Origin of the sequence: Robertkochia marina (assembly GCF_004799345.1) — a bacterium.
GTDB lineage: Bacteria > Bacteroidota > Bacteroidia > Flavobacteriales > Flavobacteriaceae > Robertkochia > Robertkochia marina.
Window position 1 is genome coordinate 670,193 of the sequence record NZ_SSMC01000001.1, and the last position, 17,379, is coordinate 687,571.

Annotated in this window: 14 protein-coding genes; 9 read left to right on the forward strand and 5 right to left on the reverse strand. The window is 45.7% G+C overall.

Annotated elements, in window-relative coordinates; genetic code table 11:
* Nucleotides 1–10 precede the first annotated feature (10 nt).
* The 4 genes from E7Z59_RS02755 (at nucleotide 11) to E7Z59_RS02770 (ending at nucleotide 6,427) form a co-directional block, all read left to right on the forward strand.
* Nucleotides 11–2,203 carry a penicillin acylase family protein gene (locus tag E7Z59_RS02755; RefSeq protein WP_136334758.1) on the forward strand — a complete coding sequence of 731 codons (2,193 nt, stop codon included), beginning with the start codon at nucleotides 11–13 and terminating at the stop codon, nucleotides 2,201–2,203.
* 4 nt (nucleotides 2,204–2,207) lie between these two features.
* Nucleotides 2,208–4,076 carry a serine hydrolase domain-containing protein gene (locus tag E7Z59_RS02760; RefSeq protein WP_136334759.1) on the forward strand — a complete coding sequence of 623 codons (1,869 nt, stop codon included), beginning with the start codon at nucleotides 2,208–2,210 and terminating at the stop codon, nucleotides 4,074–4,076.
* Between the two features lie 26 nt (nucleotides 4,077–4,102).
* Nucleotides 4,103–5,599 (forward strand): amidohydrolase family protein, encoded by a 1,497-nt coding sequence (locus E7Z59_RS02765; protein WP_136334760.1) that lies wholly within the window; start codon nucleotides 4,103–4,105, stop codon nucleotides 5,597–5,599.
* A 297-nt stretch (nucleotides 5,600–5,896) separates the two neighbouring features.
* On the forward strand, nucleotides 5,897–6,427 hold the full coding sequence (locus E7Z59_RS02770; protein WP_136334761.1) for a VOC family protein: 531 nt from the start codon (nucleotides 5,897–5,899) through the stop codon (nucleotides 6,425–6,427).
* Nucleotides 6,428–6,866: 439 nt separating this feature from the next.
* On the opposite strand, the gene E7Z59_RS02775 is transcribed toward E7Z59_RS02770, so the two are convergent.
* Nucleotides 6,867–7,169, reverse strand: coding sequence for a GIY-YIG nuclease family protein (locus E7Z59_RS02775; RefSeq protein ID WP_136334762.1), 303 nt, complete (start codon nucleotides 7,167–7,169; stop codon nucleotides 6,867–6,869).
* A gap of 102 nt (nucleotides 7,170–7,271) precedes the next feature.
* Nucleotides 7,272–8,057 carry an arylesterase gene (locus tag E7Z59_RS02780; RefSeq protein ID WP_242015586.1) on the reverse strand — a complete coding sequence of 262 codons (786 nt, stop codon included), beginning with the start codon at nucleotides 8,055–8,057 and terminating at the stop codon, nucleotides 7,272–7,274.
* A gap of 35 nt (nucleotides 8,058–8,092) precedes the next feature.
* On the opposite strand from E7Z59_RS02780, the gene E7Z59_RS02785 reads away from it, so the two are divergent.
* Nucleotides 8,093–8,776, forward strand: a complete 684-nt coding sequence (locus E7Z59_RS02785) for an ABC transporter ATP-binding protein (RefSeq protein WP_136334763.1) — start codon at nucleotides 8,093–8,095, stop codon at nucleotides 8,774–8,776.
* Nucleotides 8,773–11,313, forward strand: coding sequence for an ABC transporter permease (locus tag E7Z59_RS02790; RefSeq protein ID WP_242015585.1), 2,541 nt, complete (start codon nucleotides 8,773–8,775; stop codon nucleotides 11,311–11,313). The genes E7Z59_RS02785 and E7Z59_RS02790 overlap by 4 nt, the downstream gene beginning before the upstream one ends.
* A gap of 73 nt (nucleotides 11,314–11,386) precedes the next feature.
* On the opposite strand, the gene E7Z59_RS02795 is transcribed toward E7Z59_RS02790, so the two are convergent.
* Nucleotides 11,387–12,295: an amidohydrolase family protein gene (locus E7Z59_RS02795; protein WP_199287162.1), complete on the reverse strand. Its 909-nt coding sequence runs from the start codon at nucleotides 12,293–12,295 to the stop codon at nucleotides 11,387–11,389.
* A gap of 234 nt (nucleotides 12,296–12,529) precedes the next feature.
* On the opposite strand from E7Z59_RS02795, the gene E7Z59_RS02800 reads away from it, so the two are divergent.
* Nucleotides 12,530–13,381 carry a ChaN family lipoprotein gene (locus E7Z59_RS02800; RefSeq protein ID WP_136334765.1) on the forward strand — a complete coding sequence of 284 codons (852 nt, stop codon included), beginning with the start codon at nucleotides 12,530–12,532 and terminating at the stop codon, nucleotides 13,379–13,381.
* Between the two features lie 936 nt (nucleotides 13,382–14,317).
* On the opposite strand, the gene E7Z59_RS02805 is transcribed toward E7Z59_RS02800, so the two are convergent.
* Nucleotides 14,318–14,968: an ion channel gene (locus E7Z59_RS02805; RefSeq protein ID WP_136334766.1), complete on the reverse strand. Its 651-nt coding sequence runs from the start codon at nucleotides 14,966–14,968 to the stop codon at nucleotides 14,318–14,320.
* 205 nt (nucleotides 14,969–15,173) lie between these two features.
* Between E7Z59_RS02805 and E7Z59_RS02810 the strand changes: the two genes are divergently transcribed.
* Together E7Z59_RS02810 and E7Z59_RS02815 are read left to right on the forward strand one after the other, a co-directional pair.
* Nucleotides 15,174–15,986, forward strand: a complete 813-nt coding sequence (locus E7Z59_RS02810; protein ID WP_136334767.1) for a LytTR family DNA-binding domain-containing protein — start codon at nucleotides 15,174–15,176, stop codon at nucleotides 15,984–15,986.
* Nucleotides 15,987–16,099: 113 nt separating this feature from the next.
* On the forward strand, nucleotides 16,100–17,086 hold the full coding sequence (locus tag E7Z59_RS02815) for a S41 family peptidase (RefSeq protein WP_136334768.1): 987 nt from the start codon (nucleotides 16,100–16,102) through the stop codon (nucleotides 17,084–17,086).
* 69 nt (nucleotides 17,087–17,155) lie between these two features.
* Here the strand turns inward: E7Z59_RS02815 and E7Z59_RS15205 are convergent, their stop codons facing one another.
* Nucleotides 17,156–17,308, reverse strand: a complete 153-nt coding sequence (locus E7Z59_RS15205; protein ID WP_168731227.1) for a hypothetical protein — start codon at nucleotides 17,306–17,308, stop codon at nucleotides 17,156–17,158.
* Nucleotides 17,309–17,379: the final 71 nt, after the last annotated feature.

Below are 17,379 nucleotides of genomic sequence, written 5' to 3' on the forward strand. Positions count from 1 at the left end.
CTCAACCATTATGAAATATCTGCTGTTATTCACACCACTGATTCTTTTACTTTCCTGCCAAAAGAAACAAGAAAAAGACCGTCCGGCCCTGGCCGAGCAGGTCACCATTTACAGGGACACCTGGGGGGTGCCTCATGTAGTGGGGGAGACGGATGCGGCGGCTGTATTTGGATTGCTCTATGCTCAGTGCGAAGATAATTTTACAGCTGTAGAGTACAACCTGGTGAAGGCAATGGGGCGCCTGGCTGAATGGGATGGCGATGAAAGATCACTCATCAGAGATCTGCAAATTCGTCTTTATATGGATATCGATGAGGCCAAAACACTCTATAAAAAGGCTCCTGAATGGATGCAACATTTATGTGAAGCTGCAGCAGAAGGCGTGAATTGGTATTTAAGGTCTCACCCCGAGGTGCAGCCAAAGATTCTTACCTCTTTTGAACCCTGGATGTGGCTGTTTCACTTCGAAGGTTCCATTACAAAAAACATTGACAACGACATCCAAGGTCCCCAAAGAACAGACATAGGATCCTATTATTTCCCTGACCAATCTTCCCGGGATGCATCGGTGTGGCTTGATGAAGGTGAATCAAATAGTTTTGCCGTTGGAAATAATCTAAGTGTTACGGGAAATCCACTTCTCTACATCAATCCACATACCTATTTACACTATCGAACTGAAGCTCATATAATAAGTAAGGAGGGATTAAATGCCTATGGGGCGATCACCTGGGGGCAATTCTTTATCTACCAGGGATTCAACGAGAACAATGGATGGGCCCACACCACCAGCTATGCTGACAATATTGATCAATTCATTCTGGAAACCAACAGCCTCGACCCCGCCGAGTCCTTCATCTTTAACAAAGACACCCTTACCTTCACAAAAAAACAGATCTCCCTGGCTTTTAAGGCTGATCAGGAAATGAAAAATACTACCGTTGAGATCCTCAGAACCTCCCTGGGCCCAGTAACCCATCAAACTGAGCATGGCTCGCCTGTTGTAACAAAAATACATTGGCGTCCACTGAAATCCCTTGAGCAATCTTTTAAACTTATGAAGACCGGAAACCTTAAAGAGTTTAAAGAAGTCCTCCAGATTCGTGCAGACGCCACCAACAACACCATGTATGCCGGGAAAGATGGCAACATTGCCTATTTCCATGGAAATTTTATGCCCAAAAGACCTGAAAACAGGGATTATTCCAACCCTTACCCCGTAAGCGACAGCACTGATGTATGGCAAGGGCTTCATGAATGGGACGATATGATCACTTTAGAAGACCCTGAAAACGGATGGATCATTAACTGTAATTCAACCCCATTTATGAGTGCCGGGAAGGATAGTCCGAAACAAGAAGATTATCCCCCCTATATGGCTACCGATCCTGAAAACTTTCGGGTGCGCCTGGCCGACTCGCTTTTTTCACAAGTAAGATCACTGGATATTGATGGCCTCATTGACCTTGCCTATTACAACCGATTTCCCGCGCATATGAAGGTTAAAAAAAGCCTGGTGAATGCCTTTAAAGAATCTGGCACCAACTTTCCAGAACTCAATGAGCCCATGAGATTAATTAAAGAATGGGATGGCCAGGCAGATGAAACTTCAGTGGCCTACAACCTGGTAACGCTATACCTTTTTGATGGCCTCTTACAAAGGATCATCCCTATAAACGGCCCTGGAGAGATCATCTCCTATGTAAACTATCTCTCTGACAGCCTGCCTGCTCAAAAGCAATTACTGCTGTTCAAGAACACCTTAGATTCTCTTACATCAGAATGGGGGCGCTGGGAAGTACCCTATGGGGACTTAGTACGATATCAACGCCTTGAAGACCCCCTTAGCCAGCACTTTTCTGACGAGAACTCCAGCCTGCCTATGGCGAGGGGTTCAGCCATTTGGGGAGACCTCTCCTCCTTTGAAGCTTATTCATCTGATAAGAACAAATCCTGGTACGGTGTTGCCGGAAATAGCTTTGTAGCAGCGGTGGAATTCGGCGAAAACATCCGAGCCAAAGCCCTTATGGCAGGAGGCCAAAGTGCGCATAGCCACTCTCCTTATTTTGATGACCAGGCAAAAATGTACACCGAAGGTGAATTCAGAGAGGTGCTGTTTTACATGGAAGACATTCTGAACAACCTGGAAAGTCAGTACAAGCCGGGGGAAGAATTACCAAGGCAAAACCATAGTAAAGAATAAATCCATGAAACTCTTCCGGTTACTTTTGCTATGTATGTTTTTTTCGGGCTTCGGACAATCTGATCCGGAGAAGGAAGGAATTGCTAAGTCCTCCCTTCAACTATTGGATCAGGAGATCTCCAAATGGGTAGAAGAGGGGCATTTGATCGGTGCGGAGGTGCTGATCATAAAAAACGAGAAAACCATATTTCATGAGGCATTTGGATGGAGTGACCGGGAAGAAAAAACACCCGTAGCAAAGAACTCCATCTGGTCGATCATGTCCATGTCGAAACCGATCACCGCCACAGCCATCCTGCATTTAATGGAAGAGGATAAATTATCGCTAAACGATAAGGTTACTGCATACCTCCCCTCCTTTAAAGGGCACCCTAATACAACGATCAAACACCTGCTGAGCCATACTTCGGGGTATGAAGACATCGACTATTTACCGGTATATGAAACGGACTTTAAGGCCTGGACCGAGCGATGGGCACAGGTAAAACCCACCCTTGAACTTGGTCAATATGCCTATGCCAACCTCAACTATTTCCTGTTAGGTTACATTATAGAACAGGTTAGTGGGGTAAGTACCGATAAATACATCGCTAACAAAATTTTTAAACCTTTGAACATAAAGGAGCTATATCCCTTTTTCACTCCTGATGAACCCTGGGCTTCGAGGGTCAATAGTCGTTACCGTTGGGAGGAGGGGCGCTACCGAAAATTCTGGACTCACAAATATGAAGTCCGTTGGGCATTTTACCCCGGAGCCTGGGGTTTTTGGGGTACGGCCATGGATTACGCCACCTTTATGCAGCTTTGGTTAGACAAGGGCAAGCATGACAAGGTGCACCTCCTTCAGGAAAACACCATCGATCTTGCGCTTTCCCAACATGGCGATAATTATGGCCTGGGGTGGGCATTACAGCGAAATACCAATGGCCAGTTGCAGTATTTCTGGCATGGAGGGCATGATGGCACCCGGGCCTATGCCTTCCCTGAAGAAAATACCATCGTGATCTATATGAATCACAGCCGTAATGGGGAACACCTTGGCGCTTTTGAGGCGCTTTTGAACGACCTGGATATTGTTGCGGCAAAGCCAAACATGATCCCCTTTCCCGAATCAAAATCCTTTTTAACATTGACCCAAAACCAAGTGGAAGCCCTGGAAGGCATCTATATAGCTGATGATTTTGAAAATGCCCCTCCTTTTAAAATGGAGGTCCGGCAAAATAAAGGCGATTTAACCATCCAGTATGCCTCTTTAGGTTCAGCTTTCTCAACCAAAGATCACCTCCTTCCCATTAATAACCTACAATTCCTGCTGGGAGCGATCTCCCAAGATCACCCAACCCTTTACGATCCGAACGTATCGCTTTCCTTTACCGATAATTCCAAGCAGGCAAGTAAAGTTCATTGGATGATTCATGCAGATACCCTCTTCACAGGGTACAGAACTACTGCCAACGAATTAGCCCAAATAGAAGCTCAAACCGTCAGGACTCACCAATACCTTGATGCTATTATTGAAGAAGCTATTGAACAGAAAGGGGTAGCCTATGCCAGGAGATTGAATGCCAGCATAGCTGAAAACGAAGGTGATTCCATCATGATCAAAGAAATATACTTGAATGCCTTAGGGTATCAATACTTACTTAAAAATGAACCGGAAAAGGCTATGGCGGTTTTGGAGATGAATCTCATCCATTATCCGAACTCCCCTGATATATGGGATATGCTTGGACAGGTTGCTTTAAGATCAGGGAAAACTGAGAATGCCGAAGCGTATTTCAGAGAAGCCATTAGAAAGGCTGAAGTGCAAAATGATCATCGACTAAACTATTATAAACTAAATCTGGAAAGGGTCAGATCTAAAAGCAGATAAACCCATTTCCTTTTTAAGATCCAAGTATGAAAATAAAATCATTGAAACTTTTCTCCATCCCTTTTAAGGTAATAGCACTTGTTTTGCTACTGGGATTATGCATTTCCTGCAAAGAAAAACAAAAAGTCAAAGGCGACCTGATCATCACTAATGTGAATGTTATCGATGTGATCAACGGGGAGGTATGGCCTTTGAAAACTGTTGTTATTGCTGCCGATACCATTGCTTATATTCTGGATTCACTTCCCGGGAACACCCTTGAAGCATCACAAATTATCGATGGTAGTGATAAATACCTGATCCCCGGGCTTTGGGATATGCATATGCACCATATGGGAGATTCACTGATGACCAAAGCCATTTGGCCACTATACCTCGCTCACGGCATTACCGGCGTACGGGAAATGAGTGGTATTCCGGACGATTTTGCCACCCGGGACAGTATCATGAAAGGCCTGATTCCCGGCCCTGCCGAATACATGATTGGCAGCCCCCTTATTGATGGAGTATCTTCGTGGATGCCAGGAGACCATCATATTTTGATCGCTGATGCGGAGCAGGCAAGGGCGTGGACCGACACACTTCACCAGCAAGGTTTCGATTTCATAAAAACCTACTCTTTTCTTTCACGGGAAGCCTACCTGGCCATTCATGAGCGTGCGAAGGAACTCGAAATGGAGGTTAGCGGACATATCCCGGCCGATGTCAGTGCCATTGAAGCCATTAAACTTGGGCATAAGACCATTGAACATCTTATCGGACTGGAGCTGTCTTCTGCCACCAACGAAGACGAAATAAGAGAGCAATTCCGTGAGGTAGCAGCAACCCTTAGCAAGGAAGGCCCGGACAAGCCGAGTTACGATCTTTTCCGAAGTTTGGAAACCGAGCCCATCCAATCCATTGACTTACAAAAGGAAGACTCTCTCTTCAGTCTTTTGGCAGATTCTGATACCTGGGTGGTCCCTACATTAGTACTTCAGAAGCTGAATTCTTACCCAGAAGACACTCTGTTTGCCAATGAACAATTTCAGCAATTCCTCCATCCTACCGCCCGAGGCGACCTTATTAAAAAAGAACATCACAACCAGGGAGAGTTCAAAACAACTATTGATTATCGTATGAACTCGGTAAAAAAACTGGCCGATAAAAACGTTAAGCTCCTCGCAGGATCAGATCTGGAAGGTGGTCGAAGCTTGCATATGGAGCTCGAACTCCTGGTAGAGGCAGGATTAAGTCCTTTACATGCCCTGCAAACGGCGACCATTAACCCGGCAAAGTACAGAGGAACAACAGCAACCGAAGGGAGTGTAACCCCCGGAAAAAAGGCCAACCTGGTATTACTGGGGGCTAATCCCCTGGAAGATATCCGGAATACCCTGAGCATCGAAGGAGTTATCCGTAGGGGTGCGTTTTTCCCTGAAGAACAATTGGATTCGCTTAAACAAAAGGCGGTGGAGGTGCTGGAAAAGGCTGAGCAGGCCTATTCCATTTTTCAGGAAAAAGAATATCTGGAATCGCCATAAGAAGGCTTTACGAAAAACAACTATGAAAACCATCGCTTTAGCCACTTACAAAACACTCCATCTCTGGCTCTTCTTACCCTTGTTGATCATGCAGGCAGGCAGGTAGACAGAGGGCCGAGCGTATAGAAAACAGCCTGCGGCTGTTTTTAGCGATGGAGCCAGCTAGCGCGAGGGCAATGCAAGGCGGTAATCGAGTAGACAAAATTAAACGACACTCCCGGCATTTTTACTCTACATCCATGAAAATCATTAACTTATTAATAATTAACACCAACCTTTCACTATAAACAGATCGCAATGACAACATCAACCAATACCAGCAGTCATCATCTAAGAAGAACAAAATCCTGTTTTTTGGGCATCATACTACCCCTGGCTTTGACACTGTTTACCATTAGTAATACCAACGCACAGGATCAGGCCCCGGCTTCTGAAAACACCCCTGAATTCCGTTTAACCCTCCAACACACCACGGTGGTGGTGAGTGATTTTCAAAAAAGCAGGGATTTTTATCTCGGACTTCTGCAGTTAAAGGAGATCCCGGCCGAACTACCTGAGAACCAAATGTTCGTCGCTGCAGGCGATAAACTGGAACTGCATGTAGGGGAAGTCCCCGGAGTGGAGATCAATCCGAGTACCTTCAATCATTTTGCCCTTTCTGTAAGCGATTTTGATGGCTTTTTGGCCTATCTGAAAGCCAAGGGCGTGATCTACACCTCCCTGGGTGGCGGAGAAGATTACTACGTACAATCCAGAGCTGATGGCGTGCGCCAAACCTGGATACAGGACCCGGATGGGTATTGGGTAGAGTTTAATGATATGGAGTGATGGGGTGGAACTAATATTCATTCGATTAATGAAGCCCCCACTTAAGCTTTGTTATTAATTCGTCTTCGCGAGACCGCTGAAATTTGATTTCTTGTGGAGAATGATGACGAATTAGTTATATTAATATTGGGCTCCTTCCCCTGGTCAGGGGAAGGTACTCTTGCTGAAAGCAAGAGGGGAAGGGGTTGTATGTGAAGATTACCTGAATCAACCCGCCCCGTCTCAGGGTTTCACCCTGATCGCCCTCACGCCAGCTGGCTCCTTCACTAAAAACAGCCACTGGCTGTTTTCTTAACGTTCGGCCCTCTGTCCAGGGTGGGGAGCCACATTTTATAATTTTTTTCAACAGAGAATCTAAATCCGTCAGTGGTAGGCACCCTTCAGGGTGACGTGGCGATCTCCCTGTTAAAGTACTGAATTCATAAGAAATTTGAAGTCCCTAAATAACATCAAAAATCCATCCCTCAGAGAGGTCATTCCATTCCGGATTATCAGCTTCTATGAGATTTATTTTATAGGTTCTACTACGTTTTTTGATTTGTTTCTCTCTTGCAATAGCCATCTGCATATCCAGAAACGTCTCATAATAAACAAGCAGGGAACAATTGTATCTAGTTGTAAACCCGGGATACATTTTTGATTTATGCTGATAGATTCGGCGAGTCAAATTGCTTGTAACTCCAACATATAAAACTGTATGATGAGCATTGGTTAGGATATACACGCAGCTCGTCTCGAACATTAGAATCTATTTTATTTAAATATAGTAAATTTTCTACGTGTTCGGTGATTGTTTTGGGAGATCGCCACGCCCCACTATAGTGGGGCTCGCGAAGACGAGTACCTAATTATCAACTACCTCCCTCAAAACCTCCCAAACATTATCCGCCAATATCTTCTGCCCTTCTGCGGTGGGGTGAATGCCATCTTCCTGGTTGAGCTCAGGATCGCCGGCTACGCCTTGCAATAAGAAGGGGATCAACGCCAGGTCATTCTTTTGAGCCAGCTCACCAAATAATCTTCTGAATTCGGTGGTGTATTCCTCCCCCAGGTTGGGTGGGATCTGCATTCCGGCCAGGATGATGGTCGTATCGGGGTATTTAGCTTTCACCTTATCAATAATGGCCTGCAGGTTCTTTCGGGTTTCTGTAAGGGGAATGCCGCGAAGGCCGTCATTTGCCCCTAGTTCCAACACAAAAACATCCACTTCATTCTCCAGGATCCAGTCCAACCTGCTGAGTCCGCTGGCAGTGGTATCCCCGCTGAGTCCGGCATTGACTACCTGGTAGTCTAACCCCAAAGAATCCAGTCTGTTCTGGATCAGGGCAGGAAACGCCTCCTGGGTATCGAGCCCCATGCCTGCGGTCAGGCTGTTGCCGAAGAACACTATATTTTTTGTGCCCTTCGCCGTCTCCTTATTCCACTCTGAATCGGTTTCCGAACTCCAGGAATCAGTGGCTTTTTGATCTTGCTGAGTAGTATCATTGACTACTCCCGACTCCCGACTCCCGACTCCCTGCCGATCACTTTCGGCACCTTTCTTACACCCCATAAAGAGTATCAATAGGGTCATGAGCCATATCCTGTGCCAATTTCTTATCTTCACCTCACCGAAAACTTTTGAATGCATACGTTTAGTTTTTGCGTTCCTGCAAATTACCAAAAATGACCCACATCCTGAAGGTTAATAACCTTACTAAAACATATCGTAGCGGCAGTAAAGAACTGACCGTATTGAATGATGTCTCTTTTTCCATACCTGAAGGCTCCAGTTTTTCTATTGTAGGCCCCTCGGGTTCCGGAAAAACCACCCTGTTAGGGTTATGTGCCGGACTTGACACCACCGACAGCGGAAGTGTTACCCTTTGCGGTACGGAACTGAGCAGTCTTACTGAAGATGAACGGGCCATCCTTCGCAATCAGAAGGTTGGATTCGTATTCCAGGATTTTCAACTCTTACCCACACTTACTGCCTTAGAAAATGTAGTGGTGCCCTTGGAATTACAGGGTGTTAAAAATGCCGATACCACGGGGAGGGAACTATTGGAAAAGGTCGGACTCGGGAGTCGCATGGATCACTACCCGAACCAACTTTCCGGGGGAGAGCAACAACGGGTTGCGTTAGCCAGGGCCTTCTCAAACAAACCACAGATCCTGTTTGCCGATGAGCCCACGGGTAACCTGGATGAGGCCACCGGCGAAAAGGTGACCAACCTTTTGTTTGAACTCAACAAACAGACCGGCACCACCCTGGTCATTGTGACCCACGATATGGAACTGGCCGGGATGACCGATCATATGATCCGTTTAAAAGGAGGAAAACTGATTGAAAACGAAACCACGGTATGAGTACTCCTTTAAAGCATAAGGCAGGATTCGGATGGCTTTTAAAAATGGCCTGGAGAGACGGAAGAGCCAGCTGGGGGCGCATCTTGTTATTCATGGCTTCTACCATTCTCGGTATTGGAGCTGTGGTATCTATTCAATCTTTTAGCGATACCCTGAAAGAAAACATTGCTCTCCAATCAAAAGAGCTCATGGGGGCCGATTACATCATCGACAGCGACAAGGAACCCAACGAACGGGTGGTTTTTCTGATGGACTCCCTTGGAGGCTATGATGCCCGGGAGGTAAGCTTTGCCTCCATGGCCTCTTTTTCAAGTACCGACCAGACCCGTTTGGTACGCGTTAGAGGTATAGAAGGGGGCTTCCCTTTTTATGGGTCTCTGGAAACGGAACCAACGTCAGCCGCTCAGGAATACCAGGAGCAGGGAGGTGCCCTGATGGATGCCACCCTGATGATGCAATTTAATATTCAACCGGGTGACACCATTAACCTGGGAGAGATCAGTCTCCCCGTTTTGGGAGCCCTGAAAAAAGCCCCGGGCAGTAATACCATGTTTGGCGCCATAGCGCCTCCTGTCATTATTCCCCATCGTTTTATTGGACCTTCACAGCTCGTTCAACTGGGCAGCCGGGTAGATTATGAATTCTATTTTGAAGATACCCTTTCAGATCTGGAGGTACTCGATGAGGTAGTAGATCCCATGCTTGACGATGAGAATGCCGACCTTGACACCCATACCTCCACCAGCAGCCGGTTAGGACGCCGCTATGAGAATTTCGGGAAGTTTCTCAACCTGGTGGCTTTCATTGCCTTATTACTGGGATGCGTTGGTATTGCCAGCTCCATCCATATTTATATCAAAGAAAAACTTTCTGCTGTAGCCTTGCTCAAATGCCTGGGTGCCACCCGCAGACAAACCTTTATGATCTACCTGTTGCAGATCTCCTTTATGGGGCTGCTGGGAGGACTCCTTGGGGTTGGTGTCGGATTGTTATTACAGCAGTTCTTCCCTTATTTCCTGGAAGACCTTCTGCCGGTGAACCTCAGCCTTTCTGTCTCTATCCCGGCCGTGGTAAGCGGTCTTCTATTGGGAGTTTTAATGAGTGTGCTCTTTGCCCTCTACCCTTTGTTAACCACCCTGGGGGTATCGCCTTTACAAACTCTGAGAAAACAAACCACTGCATCCACCCTTCCTAAAAAGTGGGGTTGGAGTGTATTCGCGGCCATCTTCGCATCCATATTTCTTATATCGTTATGGCTGCTGGATAATGTTCGCTATGCCCTATGGTTCGTGATCGGGATCGGGATTACCTTTGCTATTCTCAGTGGGGTTGCCCACCTCTTTATGCAGGGTATCAAGCGATATTTCCCAAAGCACTGGAACTTTGAGGCCCGCCAGAGTCTGCTTAACCTGTTCCGTCCGCAAAACCAGACCCTCATCCTTATCCTGGCCATTGGGGTGGGGAGTTTTTTGATCTCTACCCTCTATTTTACCAAAGACATGTTGCTGGCCCAGGCCACCCTGGAAGACCAGCAAAACAATCCGAATATCGTACTCCTTGATGTGCAAAGCGACCAACGGCAGGGGGTTACCAAAACTATTGAAGGAAATGAGATGAACGTGATCAGCGATATTCCCATTGTTACCATGCGTATTGCCAGTATCAAGGGCAGGCCTGTCAATGAGATCCGAAAGGATACTGCCCGGGAAGTCAACCGATGGATCCTGAGCCATGAGTTCCGCACCACCTATCGCAGCAGAATGGTGGAATCTGAAGAGCTCGTTCAGGGCACCTTTGTAGACTCAACAACAAGACAGGGTGTAATTCCCATTTCAGTGAGTGAAAACTTTGTAGATGATGCCGGGGTTGCCCTGGGCGACAGTATTACTTTTAACGTACAGGGCGTGCTGATGCCTACCGTGATCAAAAGTGTCCGCCGGGTAGACTGGAGCCGTATGGAGCCCAATTTCAATATTCTTTTCCCTGCCGGGGTACTGGAAAATGCCCCTCAGTTCAGGGTATTTACCACCAAAGCAGGCAATGAAAACATCTCTGCGAGGTTTCAGCAGCAATTGGTGAGGCTCTTTCCGAACATCTCAGTTCTTGACCTCCGGCAATTATTAAACATACTGCAGGATCTGCTGAGCAAGATCTCCTGGATCATCAACTTTATTGCTTCCTTCAGCATTATCACCGGGATCATTGTACTGTTCGGAGCCATTCGCAGTACCAAGTTCCAGCGTATTAAGGAGAGTGTGCTCTTGCGAACCTTGGGCGCCAAGGGAAAACAGATCACTAAGATCGTAGCCCTGGAATACCTCTACCTGGGTGCCTTGGGCAGCCTGATCGGGGTGTTGTTATCACTGATAAGCTGTTGGCTGCTGGCGTATTTTGCTTTCGACACCACCTTTGTGCCGTCATGGTTCCCGTTTGTGGTACTGTTCCCGGGAATTACACTGCTTACCCTGCTCATTGGCTGGAGCAACAGCCGGGGAGTGATCAAAAGTGCGCCTTTGAAGGTTTTGAGAAGAGAGTAAACTAAACGCGCAAGACGCGTTTAGTTTAATTATAAATGATGGATTATAGATTATAAATTGCTGTCTTGCTCTTTCATCTTTGCTCTTTCATCATAGAAACCACCTGCGAATGATGCCGATGCTTCTCCTCTTCGGTCAACTCCAAAAACCGGGCGGCATTGAAATACAGTATATCCCTTTTCTGAGCTTCGTTCAGCCAGCCTATATTGAAGATTACTCTCAGGTTATCTTCTATGGTACCTTCAAAATCGGAACCGAACATTAGCCGGTCTCCGAGTCCACGGGAATAAAGCAATTTTAAATTGGGTTCCCATACATCCTGGGATTGATAGAGGGCTATGGCGCTCATATCACAATACACCCCGGGATAGTCGCGCATCAAGGCCATGGCCTGTTCTGAATAGGAGCCCCCGAAATGCATGAGGTAAAGTTTCAGGTTGGGATACTTCTGCAGAATGGGTCGAAGTAATTCCGGGTTTGCGTATTCAGGATTGTAATTCGGGCGTTCTTTTTTATTGACCCCGGGCGGACCGGCATCACTGTGAACTCCAATAGGGAGCTGCAATTCTTCAGCCAGCTTCCAATAGGGATCTAACCGCGGATCGGTTGGGGGGATGCCATAATAATTAAAAAGCGTTTCTCCCATGGCCCGGAACTGATTATCCTCATAGAGCAGCTTTAGCTCTTCATAGCTCATAAACTCCTTTTCACAGGGCCAGTCGCGGGCTGCCATCTTACTGCACGGAAAGGTAATACCTGCCCAGATACGGGGGTCAGCCTTGCCATATTCCTTAGCGTACTTTACACTGCCACCTCCCAGGGCCAGTACCACATGGTTGTTGTCGAGAGATTCCATAAGCCATGATTCCCGCAGGGTATCAAGGGCCTTGCCTTTTCCTATTTTATCCGGATTGTAAAATTCGCTTTGGGCATCGCCACGGTATAGGTGCAAATGCACATCTATAACCGGTTGTCCTCTCATGAATTGCTCAAAAGTCTGGGCGTATCCCCGTGGCAGGGCTATCGTGAAAAAAAAGAGCAAAAAAAGTAGAAGAATCTGCTGAGGTACTTTCGGCATCGCCTAACATATTGATTGTATTGAAGGTAAGTATTTCTTTTCACAAATTATTCATGCTCCAGTTGAGAAGATCATTTACAGGATGACCAATGAAATTTGAAGAGCTTGCTTATATTTACTTCAAACCAGAACCGTTTCATGAAAAATATTTTCTTGCTTATTGCCTTTATCCTGACTCTTGGCCAGGCCACCGCTCAGAAAGAGCCTTACCGCATTTATAATCAAAAAGGGAAAAAAGTCTCCTATAAAAAAATGCTGCGAAATATGGAAAAATCGGAGCTTGTCTTCCTGGGAGAACTCCACAACGACCCCATAGCCCATTGGCTGCAACTGGAGATCACCAAAGACCTTCACAGTAAAGAAAAACTGGTAATGGGGGCCGAAATGTTCGAAGCCGACAACCAGGATGCCGTCAATCAATACCTCAGCAAAGAAATCGATAAGAAAGCCCTGGATACCCTGGCCCGATTATGGCCTAATTACCCAACTGATTATGCTCCCCTGCTGAATTTCGCCAGAGATAAGGGCATCCGTTTTGTAGCTACCAATATCCCAAGAAGATATGCCAACGATGTCTACAAAGGCGGATTTGAAGTGCTGGACAGCCTTAGCGAAAAAGAAAAAAACTGGATGGCTCCGCTCCCTATTGCCTTTGATCCGGAGCTGCCTACTTATCAAAAGATCCTGGAAATGATGGGCGGTCATGGCTCTGAAACCCTGGTGATGGCCCAGGCGATGAAAGACGCGACCATGGCGCACTTTATTCTTAAAAACATGAAAAAGAGATCGATCTTTATTCACTATAACGGATCTTACCACTCCGATTTTAAGGAAGGGATCGTTTGGTATATCAAACGTCAAAAACCGGAACTGGAAATCGTAACCTTTACCACGGTACTGCAGGAAGACATCTCTAAACTGGAAAAAGAACACGCCGGGAAAGCCGATTATATTTTGGTGGTTGATGAGGATATGACGAGGACGTATTGAGGGATGAGTTCGAGTTTGAGGGACGAGTTTGTCTAGGGGTAAACTACCTCTGACTGATTTAAATTTTCTATTGAAACAGTATACAAAATGTGGCTCCCCACCCTGGACAGGGAGGGGTGGATCAGGGTGAAACCCTGAGACGGGGCGGGTTGTATTTAACCAAAATAAAACAACCCCTTCCGACTCCGCCTCATCGATAGCTATCGAGAGCCGGCGTCACCTTCCCCTGACCAGGGGAAGGAGCCCGTTGTTTTTTAATTTTTTCAATCCGTCATACTCTTTTACAAGAAATTTGGATTTCACAAAACCCGCAAAGACGAAATCTTTGAAACTCAATTTTCTCACTCTTAACTCTTAACCCTTAACCCTTAACTGAACAACCACAATAGAACATAATCTCCAGTAAATCCGAATATACCTCTGAGCCATCTAAAAATCATCGACGAAATGCATAAAACGCTGATTAACAGCAATTTATTGCTGGTTTTATACAAAGGCTCAGGGGATTATCCTTCCTATATTTGCAGTGTTGAAATAATGAAATAGAGCAAAGAGCCATGATGAAAGAAGAAAGACTCATTCTGGTTTTACTTTAAACTTCATCTCTTTGCATTAAGATATCACTTATCCTACTTGAGATAAGCAATGTGTTCCCGCCCCCCTTGGAACACAAAGTAAAGATCTCATAATTGAAGTTGATTTTTTTATTGGTTGATGATTGAAAGCCTCCTCCCGTTCCCTAAACCGGGCGGGGGCTTTTTTTTTAAGGTTCGGTCCTTACCGCTGACGGATTATAAATTCAGACTTTAAAGAACTTGCGAACCACCCCGGCCTTCCCAGTGCGCCGGCTGGCCCCTCACTATGAAAGTTTCACTGAACCTTTCACAACCGTTCGGTCCTCCTTTGCTTCTTAGCCTCTTCACCCCTTCACCCACTTCATTTATCTCTCAAATATTTCCCCACAATCATAGCGATCACCACCGTAAGATAGAATTGGCCTGACAACCCTAAAAGAATAGCTGTTTTCTGGGCCGTAGGTACAACCGGTGCGATATCACCATAACCAATAGAAAGTAAGGTGATGAAGGAAAAGTACATTAATTGGGAGGTGCCAATAGAAGTGTCGGGTTGATCAATATTGAAATAAAGGGCGTCGGGATACTGAAGGATGATCAATTGCAGCAGGAACAACCCTATAAATCCCAGAGTGATGTACCCACTGAACATCCCCAGGATCACCTCGCTGTTCACCTTTTTTTCTCGGATGATCTGATGAAGGACCTCTACAAAAAAAAGAACATACAAGACTAAAAACAACCCGGTTCTAAGCTTCATAAATAAACTATCGAGCGGCTTCCAAAAAGCAACAAAGATCTGTAAACCAATGAGAAATAAAATGGTATAAAAGAGCTTCTTCCTCCTTGAGAGTATGGTAAATCCACCCATGAGGTTAAACAGCAAAAACACCGATAAGAACAAACTTTCCCATTCCTGTACCGGAATAATAAGCGACCCGAACAGCACCAGGAGTTGGGTGAACAGGAAAATATGAAAACGATAGGGGTATAACACCTTGAAAGGCTTCATTCAGAGAATTTTATATGAAGTTACGAATTTGTTTCGGTAGGCGGGTAAGTAAGTGCATTCCTAACAGCTTACCAGGATTACAATTTAACCCCCTCCTTTTTAAGGAGGGGTGGCAGCGTTGCAAGCGCTGACGGGGTGGTTTCCTCACCTCATAACCCCATAACTTCGTAACTAATTTGTATTTTTCCTACATCAATTCAACCCAATGCAACTCAACCGTTCGATCGCATTTACGGCTTCCTGGAAATACACCCTGCTGATCACCCTGATCCTGGGGGCTCTGATCAGTTTTATCATGATCTTTTTACAGCCTTTTGACACCTATCAACACAATGCCCCTAATAAAAACTTACTGCTGAGTGGGTATAGTCTATGTATAGCCATTCCTATTTTACTGCTGCATATTCCGGAGTTGGTTTGGTTTAAGAATCAAAATTCCCGCTGGTACCTCTTCAATGAATTGATCCTTATTTTTTTGGGGACGGCTTTTATGACCATCCTGGCCTTTGTCTATAACACCAAGATGGTCAACGAATATACTATTAGCTGGGGGTATCTTTGGGATTGGCTGCTGACTTTTGGCCTCCCCTTTGTGCCTTTTGTCATCCCGATATGGGCCTACCTGAGGTTCAGGTTCAGTGATGTGACCATTTCTTTGGTCACGGCCAATACCTCATCGATCACAATTACCGGTGAAAATGTAAACGAACAGCTGCAGTTTGCTCAGGAGCAATTCATCTTTGCTAAGGCGCAGTCAAACTATGTAGATGTCTATCTCCTCAATGAAAAACAACAGGCTGAAAAACATGTATTACGCAGTACCCTGTCAGGACTGGTAAACCAGCTCTCCTTTGCTGAACAGGTACACCGATCTTATTTAGTGAATCCTGAACATATTCTCTCCTTAGAGGGGAACACCAGGAAGGGAGCCGCTTTGCTCAACCATATAGAAGAACCTGTACCGGTGTCGCCAAAACACTTCAAAGGCCTCAAAACCTACCTTCAAAATCGTCCCTGAATCTTCATTTTTAGCCCTGTTTATGCAGGTTCGTCACTGATTCTTCATGCCTGTCACAGTTATTTTTACACAACCAAAACGTGGTGTTACTTTGCTGAAAAATCATCAACATCATGAAAATTATTGTATCAATCATCATCAGTTTTTTAAGCCTGTTCGTTCAGGCAAACGACCCGATCAAAGAACGCAAACAGTTATTAGACCAGGTTTTCCAGATCCTGGAGACCAACATCGCCAATCCCGCATGGCTGGAGAAAGATTCTTATAAGGAATTCAAAAACACCCTTTACAGCGAAAAAGTTCTCCACCTCAGTGAAGAAGACTTCATTGCCTTTTTCAAAGAACAACGACACTCCCTCCCGTTCTCTCATTTCGACCTGAGATTTCCGGTGTCTGCTTCTAAAGAAAGTACCTCCGAAAAAAGGGAAGCTATTAGCTGGAAAGCCCTCGACGAAAAAACGGCCTACCTGGATGTTCGCACCTTCGTGACCGACGCAGCGCCAATGATCAAGGCAGTCAGCGAAATTGGCATTGACCGTTTTGAAAACCTTATCATTGACCTCAGGAACAATGGGGGAGGTTCCTTAGACGCTCCGGTGGTTCTCGGACAATTTCTTACCGATCAACCCATAGATGCAGGGGTTTACCTTACCCGGAAATGGTTTGAAAAAGAAGGGCGACAGGCTACTCCGGAAGATATCGCTAAAATGCCTTTCTTACAGGAAATGACCTACCAGAGTATCGGGAAAATGTTTGCTGAAGAGGCCGCATTCCGCATGGTCCTTCCCGGACATAATCGTCCCACATTTAAGGGAAATGTATACGTGCTTATCGACGGAGGTACAGGCAGTGCTTGTGAACCCCTGATCGACCTGTTCAAGAAAGAAAAGATCGTTACTCTGGTAGGAGAACGTTCCTTCGGAGGAATGCTCAGCGGAAAAACCTTCCCGATGGAAAACAGTGACATCAAGGTGTTCCTGCCCATAGCCGATTTTCAAACCGCCACAGGCGAGCGTATCGATAAGGTGGGCGTGGCTCCCGACATTGAAGTCAAGGCCACCGAAGCCCTGGACTATGTAATGGAAGAGCTTATAAAATAACCGTTATATTTATTGGTTGATGAAAGCACCCGTTGAGAGTTGATGGCTTTTAATGGGTGTTTTTCTTCTTTACTCTTTACTCTTGGGCAAAACCCAAAACACATACCCGATAGCAATAAATCCAACAGCGGTAAGGCCCGGAGCCGTGATCTGGTTCATAACGGCGATGACCAAAAGCCATCCGGCCAGGAAAAAAAGTACAACGGCAGCTATCTTCTTCATTCTTAATAGATTTACAAACCTTGAATTTACAGTATTATTCCATGAATCACGGATAAACCGTATTTATATTT

What these genes read in the sequence shown, in the direction of transcription:
- E7Z59_RS02810 (WP_136334767.1), top strand. Translation starts at nt 15,174, where the DNA reads ATGCAACTCAACCGTTCGATCGCATTTACGGCTTCCTGGAAATACACC.
- E7Z59_RS02815 (WP_136334768.1), top strand. Translation starts at nt 16,100, where the DNA reads ATGAAAATTATTGTATCAATCATCATCAGTTTTTTAAGCCTGTTCGTT.
- E7Z59_RS02795 (WP_199287162.1), bottom strand. Translation starts at nt 12,295, where the DNA reads ATGAGAGGACAACCGGTTATAGATGTGCATTTGCACCTATACCGTGGC.
- E7Z59_RS02780 (WP_242015586.1), bottom strand. Translation starts at nt 8,057, where the DNA reads ATGCATTCAAAAGTTTTCGGTGAGGTGAAGATAAGAAATTGGCACAGG.
- E7Z59_RS02775 (WP_136334762.1), bottom strand. Translation starts at nt 7,169, where the DNA reads ATGTTCGAGACGAGCTGCGTGTATATCCTAACCAATGCTCATCATACA.
- E7Z59_RS02805 (WP_136334766.1), bottom strand. Translation starts at nt 14,968, where the DNA reads ATGAAGCCTTTCAAGGTGTTATACCCCTATCGTTTTCATATTTTCCTG.
- E7Z59_RS02770 (WP_136334761.1), top strand. Translation starts at nt 5,897, where the DNA reads ATGACAACATCAACCAATACCAGCAGTCATCATCTAAGAAGAACAAAA.
- E7Z59_RS02785 (WP_136334763.1), top strand. Translation starts at nt 8,093, where the DNA reads ATGACCCACATCCTGAAGGTTAATAACCTTACTAAAACATATCGTAGC.
- E7Z59_RS02765 (WP_136334760.1), top strand. Translation starts at nt 4,103, where the DNA reads ATGAAAATAAAATCATTGAAACTTTTCTCCATCCCTTTTAAGGTAATA.
- E7Z59_RS02760 (WP_136334759.1), top strand. Translation starts at nt 2,208, where the DNA reads ATGAAACTCTTCCGGTTACTTTTGCTATGTATGTTTTTTTCGGGCTTC.
- E7Z59_RS02755 (WP_136334758.1), top strand. Translation starts at nt 11, where the DNA reads ATGAAATATCTGCTGTTATTCACACCACTGATTCTTTTACTTTCCTGC.
- E7Z59_RS02790 (WP_242015585.1), top strand. Translation starts at nt 8,773, where the DNA reads ATGAGTACTCCTTTAAAGCATAAGGCAGGATTCGGATGGCTTTTAAAA.
- E7Z59_RS15205 (WP_168731227.1), bottom strand. Translation starts at nt 17,308, where the DNA reads ATGAAGAAGATAGCTGCCGTTGTACTTTTTTTCCTGGCCGGATGGCTT.
- E7Z59_RS02800 (WP_136334765.1), top strand. Translation starts at nt 12,530, where the DNA reads ATGAAAAATATTTTCTTGCTTATTGCCTTTATCCTGACTCTTGGCCAG.